Raw genomic sequence first — 16899 nt, forward strand, 5'->3', positions numbered from 1 at the left:
AGCGCGAGGCACCAGTTCCGTGGAGACCCGAGGCGAACCCCAGGGCGGTATCACCGTACGCAGGGCACTGGAGCTGCCCGGCCTGCGCTCGGGGCTGCCCGAGGTCGTCGCGGGCGCGGAGCGGCTCCAGCGCACCGTGCGCTGGGTGCACGCGGGCGAGGTGCCCCATATCGCCTCCCTCCTCAAGGGCGGGGAGCTGCTCCTGACCACCGGGCTCGGGCTCGGGACCCGGCCCGCCGAGCAGCGGGCGTTCGTCCGCCGCCTCGCCGACCGGGGGATCGCGGCGCTCGTGGTGGAGCTGGGCACCCGGTTCAGCCGGCTGCCCGCCGCGCTCGTGGAGACCGCCCGCGCCGCCGGGCTGCCGCTGGTCCAGCTGCACCGGGAGGTGCCGTTCGTCGCGGTCACCGAGGAGATCCACACCGAGATCGTCCATGGGCACTACGCGCTGCTGCGGCGCGCCGAGGACGTCCATCTGCACTGCACCCGGGCGCTGCTCGACGGCGGCGGGGTGCCGCGGGTCCTGCGGATTCTCGCCGACTTCACCGCCAACCCGGTGCTGCTGGAGACCCCCGACGGGCGGCTGCTGTACGCGGCGGGGCCGGCTGCCGAGCCGGCCGGGGTCGATCCGCTCCAGATCTGGGAGGGGCTGCGCGGTCAGCCCGCCGCCCGGGAGTCGCCGCCGGCCGGAACGCTCCTGGTGGATGTGCCCGGCGGCGGACAGGGAGCGGCGGCGGTCCGTGCCCGGCTGGTGCTGCCGGCCGTCGGCTCCCCGCTGCTGGAGGTCCACCGGATGGCGGCCGAGCGGGCGGCGGGGCTGCTGGCGGTGGTGCTGATGCAGGCACGCCAGGAGGAGGAGCTGGCGGCGCGGGGCCGGGGCGACTTCCTCACCGACCTCGCGGAGGGCCGGATCACCGCGGGGGACGCGCCCGCGCAGGCCCGGGTGCTGGGGTTCCGGCCGGGGGACGGGCCACTGCTGCCGGTGGTGATGCGGCTGTCGCCGCCGCCCGGGGCCTGGGCACCGCTGGCCCATGCCGTGCAGGAGGAGCTGTCGGCGGTGGGGGTGCCGGTGCTGCTGGGGGTACGCCCGGTGGAAGGGCGGGTTCCGCTGCTGGTGGGGCTGGGGTCGCGCGCGGACGCGGACGACACTCGGGACGCGGTCGCCGAGCGGGTGGCGGGAGCGCTGCGGGCCGGGGTGGAGCGGGTGGGGGGCCGGCCGCAGGTCGTGGTGGTGGGGACGGCGGGCGGCTGGGAGCAGATGCCGGCGGGGCTGCGCCACACGGCCGAGACCGCGACCGCCGCGGAGGGGCTGCCCGACCGGCCCTGGTACGACGCGCGGCGGCTGGACACGGAGCTGCTGCTGTGGCGGCTGCGGGGGGAGCCGGATCTGGCGGGGTTCGTGGGGCGGGCGCTGGGGGGTCTGCGGGAGCACGACGCGGTGTCGCGGCCGGTGCTGCTGCCGACGCTGGAGGCGTATCTCGCCCATGCGGGCCGCAAGGCGGAGACCGCCCGCGAGCTGCATCTGAACCGCCAGACGCTCTACAACCGCCTGGCGCGCATCGCCGACCTCCTCTCCGCCGACCTCGACGACCCCCAGACGGTCCTCACCCTCACCCTCGCCCTCCAGGCCCGCCGCCACCTCCCCGGCCACTGAGCCACACCGGGATCAGCCCCTCCGAGGAACGGGAGGCCGCACATCAAGCCCCTCCGGCGAACGGGAAGCCGCACATCCAGCCCCTCCGGCAGTCGAGAAACCGAAACCCGGAAGCCGCCCCCCGGCCACTGAGCCGCACACACTCAGCCCTCCGACGAACGGGAAGCCCCGCATTCAGCCCCTCCGGCGATTGAGGAGCGGGGGTTCGGGGGCCGGCCCCCGACCCGGGCCCGACGCCGTGCGGGGCGCCCCTCCCCGGGGCCCGGAGGCGGCTCCGGGCCCGGGCGCACGGGTCAGCGCGACACCAACTCGTCGTAGACGCTCAAGACCTGCACCACCGTCTCGTCCTCCGTCTGCCACCCCGCCGCCTGCACCCTCCCCGCCCTCCTCAGCTCCTCCCGCCGCTCCCCGTCCCCCAACAACCCCGCCACCGCCCCCGCCAGCGCCCCGGCGTCCCCGTACGGCACCAGCTCCGCCGCCTCCCCCACCAGCTCGGGCACCCCGCCCACCGCCGTGGCGACCAGGGGGACGCCCATCCGCAGGGCCTCCTGGGCGAGCGGGGAACGCGCCTCCCAGCGGCTGGGGAGGACCGCGACCTCGGCCGCCGCGAGCAGTTCGGCGATGTCGTCCCGGCGGCCCAGCAGCCGCACCGGCAGCCGCTCCGCGCCGATGCGCCGCTCCAGCGCCGCCCGCTCCCGCCCCTCCCCGGCGATCACCACCAGCGGCACGGGGTCGAGCAGCCGCCACCACTCGGCGGCGTCGAGCAGCGTCCCGTACCCCCGGCCCGGCTCCAGGTTCCCCACCGCCAGCACCAACGGCCGCTCCCCCGCGTCCAGTCGGGCCCGGACCTCCGCCGCCCCGGCCGCCACGGGCCCCTGGGAGGCGGGCAGGGCCAGCGGGGCGAGCCGGGCGTCACGGGCGCCGAGCCCACGGGCCCGGTCGACCAGTTCGGAGCAGGTCCCGAGCAGCACCGCCGACGCGCGCGCCGCCCGCCGCTCCAGCAACCGCACCACCCGCCCCCGGGCCCCGTCGTCCGGCGCCCGGGTGTGCCAGGTGACCACGAGCGGTATCCGCAGCCCGCTGAGGGCGAGCGCGGCCCGTACCGCGGCCCGGAGCCCGTGCGCGTGCACCAGATCGGCCCCGGCGCACTCCGCGCGGAGCGCGCCGGCGGGTGCGAAGTGCGCCCCGGCGCCCGGGAAGTCGTAGAGGCGTTCCAGTTCGGGCGGGGCGCACACGGTCACCCGCACGCCCCGCGCCACCAGCCCCGCGGCCAGCGACCGGACATGGGCGCTGCTTCCCGCACTCCCGCCGCCCAGCACCTGGACCGTACGCAGCTGTGTCACCCGGCAAGAATGCCAGTCCGTACGCACGTTCCGGCACCGACCGGGTGCCCAGAGCGAGCCGTACCGGCCCCTGGATCACTCACCCGGGTGAACCGGCGGACCGGCTGGTCCCGTCCCGTACACCGCCGTCCCGTACACCGCCGTCCCGCACACCGCCGCCCCGATCACCGCGCCGGCCCTGCCCGTGTCGCGGGGGCCCCGGCGGGCGCACCGGAGCGGCGTCCCGTACGACACCGGGCCGGCGGGGGCCGCGGGGCCTCGGGCCACCACACTCCGGGGACGGCCCCGGGGCCTCACCCCTCGCCGCGTGCCGCCGCGAGCAGCTCCTCCGCGTGGGCGCGCGCGGCCCGGGAGTCCTCCTGGCCGGCCAGCATCCGCGACAGCTCGCGCACCCGGGCCTCGCCCTCCAGCACGGTGACACCGCTGCGGGTCACCGAGCCGTCGTGGGTCTTCTCCACCAGCAGCTGGCGGTCGGCGAAGGCCGCCACCTGCGGCAGATGCGTCACCACGACCACCTGCGCGGTCCTGGCGAGCTTGGCGAGGCGCCGGCCGATCTCGACCGCCGCCTTGCCGCCGACCCCGGCGTCGACCTCGTCGAAGAGATAGGTCGGCACGGGGTCGGTCCCGGCGAACACCACCTCCACCGCGAGCATCACCCGCGACAGCTCGCCGCCGGACGCGCCCTTCGCGATCGGCCGGGGCGGCGCTCCCGGGTGCGGGGCGAGGAGCAGCTCGACCTCGTCGACGCCGTGCGGACCGTACGCGACCGTGCGCCCGTCGATCTCGACTCCGGCGGCCTCGTCCGCGCACTCGTTCCGCCGGAGCGCGAACGACACCCGGGCGTGCGGCATCGCGAGCGACGCCAGCTCCCCGGTGACGGCCTCGGCGAACCGGGCCGCGGCCTCCGTCCGTACCCCGGTCAGCGCCCCGGCCAGGGTGGCGAGTTCGCCGCGCAGGGCGTCCCGCTCGGCCGTCAGCTCCCCGATCCGGTCGTCGTCGCCGTCCAGCTCGGTGAGGCGGGCGGCGCCCTCCTGCGACCAGGCGAGAACGGCGTCAATGCTCTCCCCGTACTTGCGGGTGAGCGTGGTCAGCGCCGCTCTGCGCTCCTCGACGGCGGCGAGCCTGCGGGGGTCGGCGTCCAGGTTCGCCGCGTATCCGGCGAGGTCCCCCGCGGCGTCGGCGAGGAGGATGGAGACCTCACCCACCCGGTCGGCGAGCGCGGCGAGCGCGGCGTCGTGGGAGCGCACGGAGTCCAGGGCCCGCCCGGCGCCCGAGACGAGGGTCGTCGCGTCGATGCCCTCGGGGTCCTCGGGATTGCCCACCAGCGCCGTGTGGGCGAGGGCCGCCGCCGAGGCGAGGGCCTCGGCGTGGCCGAGCCGCTCGGCCTCGGCGGCCAGCTCCACATCCTCCCCGGCGCGGGGTTCGACCGCGGCGATCTCGTCCAGTCCGAACCGCAGCAGATCCGCCTCCTGGGCGCGCTCCCTGGCCCGGGTGGTCAGCTCGGCGAGTTCGGCGGAGACGGCGCGCAGCCCTCGGTAGGCGGCGGCGTACTCCTTGAGGGGGCCGGTGAGCGCCCCGCCGGCGTACCGGTCGAGCGCCTCGCGCTGCCGGGCCGGGCGCAGCAGCCCCTGCTGGTCGGTCTGGCCGTGGACGGCGACGAGTTCGTCGGCGAGTTCCGCGAGCACCCCCACCGGCACGGACCGCCCGCCGAGGTGCGCCCGGGAGCGGCCCTCCGCCGACACGGTCCTGCTGACGAGGAGGGTGCCGTCGTCGAGTTCGGCGCCCGCCTCCTCGGCCCGCAGCGCGGCGGGTCCGCCGGCGGCGACCCCGATCCGGCCCTCCACCACCGCCGACTTGGCACCGATCCGCACCAGCGCCGGATCGGCCCGCCCGCCGAGCAGCAGCCCCAGGCTGGTGACGACCATGGTCTTGCCGGCGCCCGTCTCGCCGGTCACCGCGGTGAAACCGGGCGACAGCTCGACGACAGCGTCGTCGATGACCCCGAGCGACCGTATCCTCATCTCCTCCAACACGGACACGACCATACGAGGTTTCGGCCGTGCGGTGCGACGCCGACCCCGTCCGCTCCCCTCCCGGGCCACCGCGGGCCCGGCGCCGGATCACCCGAACTGATGATCGTCCGCGCCAGGGCCGGGCCCGGCGCGGACGAGCCGGAGCGGGCCCGGCGCCCCGGGACCGATCAGCGCGGCGCGCCCCGCCACCCGGAGACCGGCAGCGCGAACTTCGCCACCAGCCGGTCCGTGAAGGAGGCGTGGTGCAGCCGCGCCAGCCGTACCGGCACAGCGCCCCGGCGGACCTCCACCCGCGCCCCGGGCGGCAGTTCCACCGACCGGCGGCCGTCGCACCAGAGGACGCCGTGCGGGGTGTGCGGCTGGACCTCCACCGCGAGGACCGAGGTCGGAGCGGTCACCAGCGGCTTGGCGAACAGGGCGTGGGCGCTGATCGGAACCATCAGCAGCGCCTCCACCTCGGGCCAGACCACCGGACCGCCGGCCGAGAAGGCGTACGCGGTCGAGCCGGTGGGCGTGGCGCAGACGATGCCGTCGCAGCCGAAGGCGGTGACCGGGCGGCCGTCGATCTCCAGGACCGCCTCCAGCATCCGCTCGGGCGACACCTTCTGCACGGCGGCCTCGTTGAGCGCCCAGTCGCGGTGGACGATCTCGCCGTTGCTGAGCACGACGACATCGATGGTCATCCGCTCCTCGACCTCGTACTCCCGGGTGACGACCCGGTCGACGACCTTGTCGAGGTCGTCGCGCTCCGCCTCCGCGAGAAAGCCGACGCGCCCCAGATTGACGCCGAGCATCGGCACCCCGGACGCGCGGGCGAAGGCCGCGCCCCGCAGCAGCGTCCCGTCGCCGCCGAGCACAATGAGCAGTTCACAGCCGTCCAGCGCCTCCGGGGTGGCCTCGGGAACGGTCTCCACGGACGGCGGCAGCGGCAGATCGGCGGCCTCCGCCTCCAGCACCCGCACCCCGAGGCCGCAGCGGAGCAGCCCCTGGACGACGAGTTCGGCGCTGCGGATGGCGGCCGGGCGGCCGGTGTGCGCGAGCAGGAACACCCTGCGGGCCGATGTCGTGTCTGGTCTGGTCAACGAGGTCCCTCCGCCACTGCTCGGTCGACGTCCGCCGGATCAAGCTCGGGCGCGCCGGCCCGGAGCCACAGAAAGTACTCGACGTTCCCGGACGGCCCGGGGAGCGGGCTGGCGGTGACTCCCAGCACCCCGAGGCCCAGCTCCGCGGCCTGCCCGGCCACGGTCCGCACCGTCTCCGCGCGCAAATCGGCGCTGCGCACCACACCCCCGCTGCCGAGGCGCTCCCGGCCCACCTCGAACTGCGGTTTGACCATCAGCACCAGATCGGCGCCGGGCCCCGCGCAGCCGGCCAGCGCCGGCAGCACGAGCCCGAGCGGAATGAAGGAGAGGTCCCCCACGACCAGGTCGACCGGCTCGCCGCCGATCGTCTCCACGGTCAGCTCGCGGACGTTCGTGCGGTCCTTCACGGTCACCCGGTCGTCGCTCTGGAGCGACCAGGCGAGCTGTCCGTAGCCGACGTCCACGGCGACGACATGGGCCGCGCCCGCGCGCAGCAGCACATCGGTGAAGCCGCCGGTGGACGCCCCGGCGTCCAGGGCCCGCCGGCCGGTGACCGTCAGCCCGAGGGGCCCGAAGGCAGCGAGCGCCCCGGCGAGCTTGTGGCCGCCGCGCGAGACGTAGTCGGGGTCGCCGTCGTCGGCGGTGACGACGATGGCGGCGGCGGTCTCGACCTGGGTGGCGGCCTTGGTGGCGGCGGCGCCGCCCACGGTGACCCGCCCGGCGGCGATCAGCTGGCTGGCGTGCTCGCGCGAGCGCGCCAGGCTGCGGCGCACCAGTTCGGCGTCGAGACGGCGGCGGGCGGCTCCTGCCACGTTCGGTTCAGCTCCTGTGGTTGTACGAGGGTGAGGGCGCCGGCGCCCGGGGGGCGGGCGGCGGCGCGGGAGGTGCGTCGAGGGAGGTCAGCGCGGAACGCAGCCCCCGGTGTACATCCTCGTACACCTCGGGGTGTCCGTCCGCGGGGAGGTGGTCGGCGTCGGCGAGGCGGGTCAGCAGGGTGTCCACCCCGGCGTCGCCGGTGGGGACGAGGGGGACGCCGAGGGGCGCGGGCGCCGCGGGGTCGGCGGCGGGCCCGGGGTGCCCGGGGAGGTCCTCCCGGACGTCGGCGGTGGGGTCCCCGGGCCCGCTCTGAGGTGCGGGGACCCGGGGGCCCGGCATCGAGTCGCTCATGCCCAGACGCTACCGCGAAGCCCTGCGGTACCGTCGATCACGATGGCGACGACGGAAGAGTGCCGCAGCGCACTCAGCAGACTCAGTGACAATCTCCTGCGGGCGAACGGCGATGTACGCAGCGCCGTTGCGCTCGACCGCTCCCTCAGCTGCCACATCAGGGATCTGGACATCACCTTCACCGGCCGGCTCCAGGGCGGCGGTATCACGGTGATGGACACCCTGGAGGGCCCGCCGCGCGACAAGGCGCAGATCCGGCTCGCGATGACCGGGGACGACCTGGTGGCGATGGTCGACGGCGAGCTGGACTTCGCGCGGGCGTGGGCCTCGGGCCGGGTGCGTCTGGAGGCCGGTTTCCGCGATCTGCTGCGGCTGAGGTCGCTGCTCTAGCGGCTGGGGCCGCCGCGCCGGACCGGCCGCCCGGGGCGGGGCCACGGCCGAGGGCGGGACCGCCGGGGCCGCCGCTCCGGGTGCCGCGGGGGCCGGGCGCCCGGCCCTGCGGGCTCAGCGGGCCTTGCCGGCCGTCGCGGCCCGCTTCCGCGCCACCGGAACCACCAGCGGCGTACCGGACTCCGGGTCGTCGATGACCTGGCTCCGCACCCCGAAGACCCGCTCCACCAGCTCCGCCGTGACCACGTCGGACGGCGCGCCCTCGGCGACGATCCGGCCCTCGTGGAGGGCGACGAGATGGGTGGCGTACCGCGCGGCCTGGTTGAGGTCGTGGAGCACCGCCACCAGGGTCCGGCCCTGTGTCTCGTGCAGCTCGGCGCAGAGGTCGAGGACCTCCAGCTGGTGCTGGATGTCGAGGAAGGTCGTGGGCTCGTCCAGCAGCAGCAGCGGAGTCTGCTGGGCCAGCGCCATCGCGATCCAGACGCGCTGGCGCTGTCCGCCGGAGAGCTCGTCGACATAGCGCTCGGCCAGGGTGCCGACGCCGGTGGCGGCCATCGACTCCTGGACGATCCGCTCGTCCTCGGGCGACCACTGCCGCAGCAGCCCCTGGTGCGGATAGCGGCCCCGGGCCACGAGGTCCGCGACGGTGATCCCGTCGGGGGCGATCGAGGACTGCGGCAGCAGACCCAGGGTCCGGGCCACCTTCTTCGCGGGCATCGAGTGAATGGCCTGCCCGTCCAGCAGCACCCGGCCCTCACTGGGCTTCAGCATCCGCGAGAGGGCGCGCAGCAGGGTGGACTTGCCGCAGGCGTTGGGACCGACGATCACCGTGAAGGAGTTGTCGGGTATCTCCACCGAGAGATTCTCGGCGATGACCCGCTGGTCGTAGCCGAGGGTGACCGATTCCGCGGTGAGACGCTGCATGGTGGTGGTGCTCCTGGATGGTTGGTTCGGGAATTCCGCTGGGGCCGCGCCGGCCGGTCTCCTCATATCCGCCCCGCCCGGCGTTCGGCGACCAGCAGCCAGAGCAGATAGCAGCCGCCGAGCACCGCCGTCACCACACCGACCGGCAGACTCCGGTCGCCGAAGACAGTACCGGCCGCCCAGTCCGCGATGAGCAGCAGCGCCGCGCCCATCGCCGCCGCCGCGGCCAGACCGGGGCCGGGGGCCCGGGTCAGCCGGCGGGCCAGCTGGGGCGCGCTGAGGGCGACGAAGGCGATCGGCCCGGAGGCGGCGGTCGCGGCGGCCATCAGCAGCACCCCCGACGCCATCAGCACGAGCCGGGCCCGCTCCACGGGCACCCCGAGCGCGTGCGCGGCGTCGTCGCCCATCTCCAGGACCCGCAGCGGACGCCCGTACACCGCGAGGACCGGTACGGCGGCGAGGAAGACCGCGAGCAGCGGCCAGACCTGTGTCCAGTCGCGGCCCTCCAGGGAGCCGGTCATCCACAGCACGGCCCGGGTGGCGTCCGCCAGATTGGCCTTGGTGATCAGATAGTGGTTGACGGCGGTGAGGACGGCGGCGGTGCCGATGCCGACCAGGACCAGCCGGTAGCCGTGGACCCCGCGCTTCCACGCCAGCAGATAGACGGCGACACCGGTCAGCAGCCCGCCGGCGAGCGCCCCGCCCGCGACCGCGACCGCGCTCCCCTGGAAGAGCACGATGACGGTGAGCGCGCCCACCGCCGCGCCCTGCCCGAAGCCGATCACATCGGGGCTGCCCAGCGGATTGCGCGACAGCGACTGGAAGACGGCGCCGCTGAGCGCGAGGCAGGCGCCGGCGAGCAGCCCGACCAGGACGCGCGGCAGCCTCAGTTCGTGGATGACGAACTCATGGGCGGTGGTGCCGTGCCCGAACAGGGTGGCGACCACATCGCCGGGCGCGATCCTGAAGTCCCCGGTGCCGAGCAGGACCACGGAGGCCGCGAGGGCCAGGGCGGTCAGCAGCACCACGACGACGGCGGCCCGCGGGTCCACCCGCACGGACAGCCCGCCCGCCGTCCGCACCGCGCGGACCTTCCGGGTGGAGCCGGCGAGCGCATCGGGCTCCGCTGCCCCGGTGGCGGTCTTCTCGCTCACAGCGGTCCTCACGGCGGTCCTCACAGCTGGGCCATCCTTCGGCGGCGTACGAGCTGGATGAAGACGGGCCCGCCCAGCAGCGCGGTGACGATACCGACCTGGAGCTCGGCCGGGCGGGTCACCAACCGCCCGATGACATCGGCGCCGAGCAGCAGCACCGGCGCCAGCACCATGGCGTACGGCAGTATCCACCGCATGTCGGGCCCGGTGATGGCGCGCACCAGGTGCGGGATCATCAGCCCGACGAAGACGATCGGCCCGCAGGCCGCGGTGGCCGCCCCGCAGAGCAGCGTCACACAGAGCATGGAGAGCGCCCGGGTCCGCCCCGGACGCGCGCCCAGGGCGCGGGCGGTGTCGTCGCCCATCTCCATCGCGTTCAGCGGCCGGGCGAGCAGCAGCGCGAGCACCACCCCCGCGCCGATGAACGGCGCGACCTTGGCGATGGTCGCCGGGTCGGCCGCCGCGAGCGAGCCGACCGTCCAGAACCGCAGCTTGTCCAGCGCGGCCGAGTCCAGCAGCTGCACGGCGTTGACATAGCCGTAGAGCGCGGCGCTGGCGGCGGTCCCGGCGAGCGCCAGGCGCACCGGGTTCGCGGCCCGGCTGCCGCCGAGGACATAGACCAGGACGGAGACGGCGCCGGCGCCGAGGAAGGCGAACCAGACATAGCCGGTGAGCGAGGTCACCCCGAAGAAGCTGATGGCGGTGACCACGGCGGCGGACGCGCCCGCGTTCACACCGAGCAGTCCCGGCTCCGCGAGCGGATTGCGGGTCAGCGCCTGCATCACCGCGCCGGCGACCCCCAGCGCGGCGCCGGCGAGCACCCCGAGCACGGTCCTCGGCACCCGCACCTCACGGACGATCACATCGTTGCCGCTGCCCGAGTGGGCGAAGAGCCCCTGCCACACATCGGCGAGCGGTATCGATTTGGCACCGAACGAAATACTCGCCAGACAGACCAGGACCAGCACGGCGACGGAGAGCAACAGCCCGGCGGCGCGCAGGGCATGGCGCCCGGCGGAGGCGGGGACTGGGGTGGGGGCTGGAGCCCGCGCGGACCCGGATCGGGGCCCCGCACGGTCCTGCGCACTGTCGACCAACACGAGGTTAGGTTAGCCTACCCTCCTCTTTTCCCCCGAATGACGGAAGTTCCCCTGATGAACAACCCCGCCCTCTCCCGGCGCAGGCTCCTCACCGCCACCGGCGCACTCGGCATCGGCGCCCTGCTCGCCGCCTGCGGAAGCGACGGCACCAAGGACGACAAGCCGAAGTCCGGCGCGCGGAGCGGCGGCGGCGCCTGGACCTTCAAGGACGACCGGGGGAAGACCATCAAGCGCGAGCGGACTCCCGGAAAGCTGGTCGCCTACGTCTCCAGCGCCGCCGCCCTCCACGACTACGGCGTCGAGTGCGCCGGGGTCTTCGGCCCCACCGACCCGGTCAACGGCAAGCCCAACCCCCAGGTGGGCGACCTCGATGTCAGCGGGCTCACCAGCCTCGGCAAGGCGTGGGGCGAGTTCAGCGTCGAGAAGTACGCGGCCCTCGGCCCGGACCTCCTCATCAGCAACATGTTCCCGCCGCCCGCCCTCTGGTTCGTCCCCGAGGAGAGCAGCGAGAAGATCGAGGCCCTCGCCCCGACGCTGGGCATCGCCGGTGCCCACACGTCCCTCCTCGAACCACTGGGGCGGTACGCCGAACTCGCCGAGGCCCTCGGCGCCGACCTCCAGGCCGCCAAGGTCACCGAGGCCAAGGCCCGCTTCGAGCGCGCCGAGGCGGCCCTGCGCAAGGCCGCCGAGGCCAACCGCGGCCTCAAGGTGCTCGCCATGAGCGGCGACGCCGAGCAGATGTACGCCGCCGTCCCCGAGGCCTACTGCGATCTCCACTACTTCAAGGACCTCGGAGTCGAGTTCGTCGAGGCGGAGAAGAGCGACGAGTGGGGCTTCTGGGAGTTCCTGAGCTGGGAGAACGCCGACCGGCACCACGCCGATCTGATCATGATCGACAACCGTGCCCAGGCCCTGCCCGCCAAGGATCTGGCGAAGAAGCCCACCTGGGAGCGGCTCCCCGCCGTGAAGGCCGGCCAGACCATCCCCTGGGCCATGGAGGAGCGCTACAGCTACGCGGGCTTCGCCCCGGTCCTGGAGCGCCTCGCCGCCGCCGTCACCCGCTCGAAGAAGCTGGCCTGACGGACCCGGCCGGTGAGGGGGCGGCCGGACCACCGGCCGCCCCCTCACCGCACTCCGGCACCCCCGGCACCCGGGTCCCGCACCCCCGGCACCCCCGGCACCCCCGGCACCCGGGTCCCGCACCCCCGCGGTCCTACATCCCCAGCCGGGAGAGCGCCTTCCCCGCGTCCGCCGCGCAGACCCCGTCCCCGGCGTCCGACCAGGCAGCCGCGCACAGCGCCCGCAGCCCGTCCAGGGAACCGCCCTCCCCCTCCAGGACCAGCTCCCCGCCCCGCGCCGCCGCACTCCACCCGCCGCAGCGGAACCCGCCGTCCCCGGCCGACACTTCGGGCTGGCCGGTCAGCATGCCCCGCAGATCGGCGTCCACATACGTCGGCCGGTGCTCCGGCGGCGCGGCCAGCAGCAGCGCCCCGTCCGTCACCCCGGTCAGCACCAGCAGGGAATCCACACCCCCGTTGAACGCGCCCTCGATATCGGTGTCCAGCCGGTCCCCCACCACCAACGGGCGCACCGCACCCGTCCGCAGGATCGTCTCCCGGTGCATCGGCGGCAGCGGCTTCCCCGCCACCTGCGGCTCCGCGCCCGTCGCGATCCGCACCACCTCCACCGCTGCGCCATTGCCCGGCGCGATCCCCCGCGCACTGGGAATCGTCAGATCGGTGTTGGACGCGAACCACGGCACGCCGCGCGCGATCGCGTAACACGCCTCCGCGAACCGCCCCCAGGGCAGCCCGGGGCCGCCGTAGCCCTGCACCACGGCCGCCGGAGCGTCATCCGCCGACTCCACCGGCACGAGCCCCCGCTCCCGCAGCGCGACCCGCAGCCCCTCACCACCGATCACCAGCACCCGCGACCCCGCCGGCACCTGCTCCGAGATCAGCCGGGCCACCGCCTGCGCCGAGTTGATCACGTCATCGGCGGCCGAAGGCACCCCCAGCTCCGTCAGATGCGCCGCCACCGCGTCCGGCGGGCGCAGCGCGTTGTTCGTCACATACGCCAGCCGCATCCCACCGTCCCGGGCCGCCAGCAGCGCGTCCACGGCGTGCGCGATCGCCTCACCGCCCGCGTACACCACGCCGTCCAGGTCCAGCAGCGCGGTGTCGTACGCCGCGCTCAGCGCCGCCGCACTCGCACCCGGCCGGGTCCTGCTCCGCTCACTCATACGATCGTGCCCTCCATCGGCGTCCGTCCCTCGATCATCGCTCATGCGCCACCCCCTACGATGCTCGGATGAACAGCGACGGTCCCGCAGCCAACGACGGCCTGCGCCTGATCCCCTTCCGCGGACTGCGCTACGTCCCCGAGCGGGTCGGCTCTCTCGCCGCCGTGACCTCACCGCCGTACGACGTCGTCGTCCGACCCGACGGACTGCACCACCTCGAATCCGCGGACCCCCACAACATCGTCCGCCTGATCCTTCCGCAGGCCCCCACCCCCGAGGCCCGCCACCGCCAAGCAGCCGACACCCTCGCCCGCTGGCTCGCCGAGGGCATCCTCGCGCCCGACCCCGAACCCGCGCTCTATGTGTACGAGCAGCACCGGGACGACATCCTCCAGCGCGGCGTCATCGGCGCGCTGGCCCTCTCCGGCCCCGGCGCCGGAACCGTCCTCCCGCACGAGGACGTGATGGCGGACATCGTCGCCGACCGCACCGACCTGCTGCGGACCACCGCCGCCAACCTGGAGCCCCTGCTCCTCACCTACCAGGGCACGGGCGGCGCCGGCACCACCACCGCGATCGTGGAACGGACCGTACGGAACCCCCCGCTCCTCGCCACCACCACGGAGGACGGCTTCCGCCACCGGCTCTGGGCCCTCACCGACCCCGCCGACCTGGCCGCGATCGACCGCGACCTGGCCGGACGGCAGGCCCTGATCGCCGACGGCCACCACCGCTGGGCGGCCTATCTCGCCCTCCGCGCCGAACACCCCGGGGCCGGCCCCTGGAACCATGGGCTGGTCCTGCTCACCGACTCGGCCCGCTACCCGCTGCGGGTCCGCGCGATCCACCGGCTGCTGCACCGCCTCCCGGTGGCCAAGGCACTCGACGCGCTGCACGGCTCCTTCCACGTCCAGCGCCTCGACACCGCGCTCCCCGAAGCCCTGGAGACCCTGGCGGAGGCGTGCGCCGAGAGCAACGCCTTCCTCCTGGCGGGCGATGGCGCCCTCCACCTCCTGGACCGGCCGGACCCCGCCCTGCTCGCCGGCACGGTACGGACCGACCGCCCCGACGCCTGGCGGGCCCTGGACGCCACCGTGCTGCACGCCACGCTCCTGGACCACCTGTGGCAGATCCCGGACACCCCGGACCACATCGCGTACATCCATGACACGGAGGCGGCCGTGACCCAGGCGGAACGCCACGGCGGTACGGCGGTGCTGATGCATCCCGTCCGGGAGGAGGTCGTCCGGGGCCTGGCGCGCGAAGGGGTGACGATGCCGCGCAAGTCGACCTCGTTCGGGCCGAAGCCGGCGACGGGCCTGGTGCTCAGAAGCCTGACGGTGACATGAGAGAACGGAAAAGGGGCGGCACCGCGAAGGTGCCGCCCCTTTTCCGTTCCACCGGCTACTCGCCCTTGTCGTCCCGGGCACCGCTGTCACCGTCGATGCCGGCGTCGGCGTCCGCCTCGTCATCGGCTTCATCGCTGTCGTCGCCGTCGATGTCAGCGTCGTCGATGTCAGCGTCATGGGCAGCGTCGTCGCTGTCGCTGTCGTCGTCGCTCGCGTCATCGCCCTCGTGGCCGATGGCGTCGACGAACTCGACCCCGTCCATCTCGGCGAGCCGGTCGGACGCGTCCGTGGCACCGTCCTTGTCCGACTCCAGCGCCTTGGCGAACCACTCACGGGCGTCGTCCTCACGACCGGCCGCGAGCAGGGCGTCGGCGTACGCGTACCGCAGCCGCGCGGTCCAGGGCTGGACCGAGTGGGAGGCCAGCTCGGGGCTCTGCAACGTCACGATGGCCGCGTCGATCTGCCTCATGTCCCGCCGGGCCCCGGCGGCCACCAGCCGCATCTCCACCTGGCCGGCCTTGTCGAGCTTCTGCACCTCGGCCTCGCCGGCCATGGCCAGCGCTCGCTCCGGCCGCCCGAGCCCGCGCTCGCAGTCCGCCATGACGGGCCACAGCTCCACGCTGCCGGTCATCCGCCGCGCCGCCCGGAACTCGGCGAGCGCCTCGGTGTACCGCTGGGTGGCATACGCGGCGAAACCCGCCGCCTCGCGGACCGCGGCCACCCTGGAGGCGAGCCGCAGCGCGATCCGGGAGTACCCGTAGGCCTGCTCCGGCTCCTCGTCGATCAGCTTGGCGACCATGACGAGGTTCTTGGAGACCTCCTCGGCCAGGCCCTTGGGCAGGCTCTGGAGCTCCTGCCGCACATCCTTGTCGATCTCGTCGCCGGTGACGTCCTCGGGGATCGGCAGCCGCTTGATCGGCTCCCGGTCCGGACGGTCCCGGTCCCGGTCCCGGTCGTCACGGCGGAACCCGCCGGCTCGGTCGTCACGCCGCCCGTAGCCACCGCCCCCTGCGGGACGGCCACCCCGGTCACGGTCGTACCCACCCGGCCGGCCGCCCCGGTCGTCGCGCGAGCCGCGGTATCCACCGCGGTCGTCGTCCCGGCGGAAGGGCGGACGGTCGTCACGGCCGCCACCGCTGGGGCGGTCGTCACGGCGGAACGACGGACGCTCGTCACGGCGGTCGTCACGACGGTCACCGCCACGGTCATCACGGCCGAACCCGCCGCTCGGACGGTCATCCCGACGGAAGGACGGCCTGTCGTCACGACGGTCATTGCCACGGAACCCACCACCGGCGGGACGGTCATCACGACGAGGCGCACGGTCACGATCACGGTCGTCACGACGGAACCCACCGGTGCTCGGCCGGTCGTCACGGCGGCCGTAGCCACCGCCACCGGTCGGGCGGTCATCACGACGGAACCCACCGGTGCTCGGCCGGTCGTCACGACGGCCATAGCCACCGCCACCCCCACCAGTACTCGGCCGGCCGCCCCGGTCGTCGCGCGAGCCGCGGTATCCACCGCGGTCGTCGTCGCGGCGGAACGACGGACGGTCGTCACGGCGATCGTCACGGCCGCCGCCACTGGGGCGGTCGTCGCGGCGGAACGACGGACGCTCATCACGACGCTCGTCACGACGGTCGTTGCCACGGAAGCCGCCACCGGTGGGCCGGTCGTCACGACGGAACCCACCGGTGCTCGGCCGGTCATCGCGGCGGCCGTAGCCACCGCCACCGGTCGGGCGGTCATCACGACGGAACCCACCACCGGCGGGACGGTCGTCACGACGGCCATAGCCACCGCCACCCCCACCAGTACTCGGCCGACCACCACCACCGGCACCGCCGGTGCCGCCGGGACGGCCCCCACGGTCATCACGGGAGCCGCGGTATCCACCACGGTCACGGTCGTTGTCACGACGAGGCCCACGGTCACGATCGTCGCGGCCACCGCGGAATCCGCCCCGGTCGCCGCCGTCCTTGCGGCGCGGCTCGCGCTCCGGACGGTCGTCGGGAGAGTTGGTGGGCATCGGTGTGACTCCTGTCTTCGGGTACTGCAATCATTCTCACGCAGCCGGCCCCCGGCCGCGCTTCGGCATACATACGGGAAAAACAAAAAAGGACCCTTGGTCCAGCGTGAACGCTGGACCAAGGGTCCCTAAATATTGTTCGGCGGTGTCCTACTCTCCCACAGGGTCCCCCCTGCAGTACCATCGGCGCTGAAAGGCTTAGCTTCCGGGTTCGGAATGTAACCGGGCGTTTCCCTTACGCTATGACCACCGAAACCCTATCGGTTTCGAGCGAACAAGCACACTCTTTAGTTAGATAGCTCTACTGAAACCGGCAACTGTTCGTTGCTTCAGAACTAACACAGTGGACGCGAGCAACTGAGGACAAGCCCTCGGCCTATTAGTACCGGTCACCTCCACACCTCACGGTGCTTCCAGATCCGGCCTATCAAC

General features: G+C 74.3%; 14 protein-coding genes, 1 rRNA gene and 1 pseudogene. 4 read left to right on the top strand and 12 right to left on the bottom strand.

The features are described 5' to 3' along the window. The first annotated feature begins 19 nt into the window (after positions 1-19). On the top strand, positions 20-1651 hold the full coding sequence (locus ABT122_RS28415) for a PucR family transcriptional regulator (protein ID WP_351558103.1): 1632 nt from the start codon (positions 20-22) through the stop codon (positions 1649-1651). A 293-nt stretch (positions 1652-1944) separates the two neighbouring features. Here the strand turns inward: ABT122_RS28415 and ABT122_RS28420 are convergent, their stop codons facing one another. The 5 genes from ABT122_RS28420 to ABT122_RS28440 form a co-directional block, all read right to left on the bottom strand. Continuing rightward, positions 1945-2994: a glycosyltransferase family 4 protein gene (locus ABT122_RS28420; protein ID WP_351558104.1), complete on the bottom strand. Its 1050-nt coding sequence runs from the start codon at positions 2992-2994 to the stop codon at positions 1945-1947. A 293-nt stretch (positions 2995-3287) separates the two neighbouring features. Further along, positions 3288-5033, bottom strand: coding sequence for a DNA repair protein RecN (gene recN / locus ABT122_RS28425; protein WP_351558106.1), 1746 nt, complete (start codon positions 5031-5033; stop codon positions 3288-3290). 161 nt (positions 5034-5194) lie between these two features. After that, complete coding sequence (locus ABT122_RS28430) at positions 5195-6109, bottom strand: NAD kinase (protein WP_351558108.1); 915 nt, start codon at positions 6107-6109, stop codon at positions 5195-5197. Beyond that, positions 6106-6921 carry a TlyA family RNA methyltransferase gene (locus ABT122_RS28435; protein ID WP_351558110.1) on the bottom strand — a complete coding sequence of 272 codons (816 nt, stop codon included), beginning with the start codon at positions 6919-6921 and terminating at the stop codon, positions 6106-6108. Before ABT122_RS28435 ends, ABT122_RS28430 begins: the two co-directional genes overlap by 4 nt. A 7-nt stretch (positions 6922-6928) precedes the next feature. Beyond that, positions 6929-7276, bottom strand: coding sequence for a hypothetical protein (locus ABT122_RS28440; protein WP_351558112.1), 348 nt, complete (start codon positions 7274-7276; stop codon positions 6929-6931). 42 nt (positions 7277-7318) lie between these two features. Between ABT122_RS28440 and ABT122_RS28445 the strand changes: the two genes are divergently transcribed. After that, a complete protein-coding gene (locus ABT122_RS28445; protein WP_351558114.1) occupies positions 7319-7666 on the top strand; it encodes an SCP2 sterol-binding domain-containing protein in 348 nt (115 codons plus the stop codon). Between the two features lie 114 nt (positions 7667-7780). On the opposite strand, the gene ABT122_RS28450 is transcribed toward ABT122_RS28445, so the two are convergent. The 3 genes from ABT122_RS28450 to ABT122_RS28460 all read right to left on the bottom strand — a co-directional run bounded on the left by ABT122_RS28450 (position 7781) and on the right by ABT122_RS28460 (position 10844). Continuing rightward, complete coding sequence (locus tag ABT122_RS28450) at positions 7781-8590, bottom strand: ABC transporter ATP-binding protein (RefSeq protein WP_351558116.1); 810 nt, start codon at positions 8588-8590, stop codon at positions 7781-7783. Between the two features lie 62 nt (positions 8591-8652). Further along, positions 8653-9744, bottom strand: coding sequence for a FecCD family ABC transporter permease (locus ABT122_RS28455; RefSeq protein ID WP_451066957.1), 1092 nt, complete (start codon positions 9742-9744; stop codon positions 8653-8655). Positions 9745-9764: 20 nt separating this feature from the next. After that, on the bottom strand, positions 9765-10844 hold the full coding sequence (locus ABT122_RS28460) for a FecCD family ABC transporter permease (protein WP_502976222.1): 1080 nt from the start codon (positions 10842-10844) through the stop codon (positions 9765-9767). Between the two features lie 36 nt (positions 10845-10880). Between ABT122_RS28460 and ABT122_RS28465 the strand changes: the two genes are divergently transcribed. Beyond that, positions 10881-11924 (top strand): ABC transporter substrate-binding protein, encoded by a 1044-nt coding sequence (locus ABT122_RS28465; protein ID WP_351558118.1) that lies wholly within the window; start codon positions 10881-10883, stop codon positions 11922-11924. Positions 11925-12057: 133 nt separating this feature from the next. On the opposite strand, the gene ABT122_RS28470 is transcribed toward ABT122_RS28465, so the two are convergent. Further along, positions 12058-13086: an HAD hydrolase-like protein gene (locus ABT122_RS28470; protein WP_351558119.1), complete on the bottom strand. Its 1029-nt coding sequence runs from the start codon at positions 13084-13086 to the stop codon at positions 12058-12060. A gap of 68 nt (positions 13087-13154) precedes the next feature. Here ABT122_RS28470 and ABT122_RS28475 point away from each other — a divergent pair, with 68 nt between their 5' ends. Further along, positions 13155-14435: a DUF1015 family protein gene (locus tag ABT122_RS28475; RefSeq protein WP_351558121.1), complete on the top strand. Its 1281-nt coding sequence runs from the start codon at positions 13155-13157 to the stop codon at positions 14433-14435. Between the two features lie 55 nt (positions 14436-14490). Here the strand turns inward: ABT122_RS28475 and ABT122_RS28480 are convergent, their stop codons facing one another. From ABT122_RS28480 to rrf, 3 genes and pseudogenes are all read right to left on the bottom strand, one after another. After that, positions 14491-15297: a tetratricopeptide repeat protein gene (locus ABT122_RS28480; protein WP_351558134.1), complete on the bottom strand. Its 807-nt coding sequence runs from the start codon at positions 15295-15297 to the stop codon at positions 14491-14493. A 186-nt stretch (positions 15298-15483) separates the two neighbouring features. Further along, a pseudogene (locus ABT122_RS33690) lies at positions 15484-16065 on the bottom strand (DEAD/DEAH box helicase); the annotation flags it as partial. 539 nt (positions 16066-16604) lie between these two features. Continuing rightward, a 5S ribosomal RNA gene (gene rrf / locus ABT122_RS28490) occupies positions 16605-16721 on the bottom strand. Between the last annotated feature and the right edge of the window lie 178 nt (positions 16722-16899).

It is taken from the genome of Streptomyces sp. NPDC001985 (assembly GCF_040296845.1).
Classification (GTDB): Bacteria; Actinomycetota; Actinomycetes; order Streptomycetales; family Streptomycetaceae; genus Streptomyces.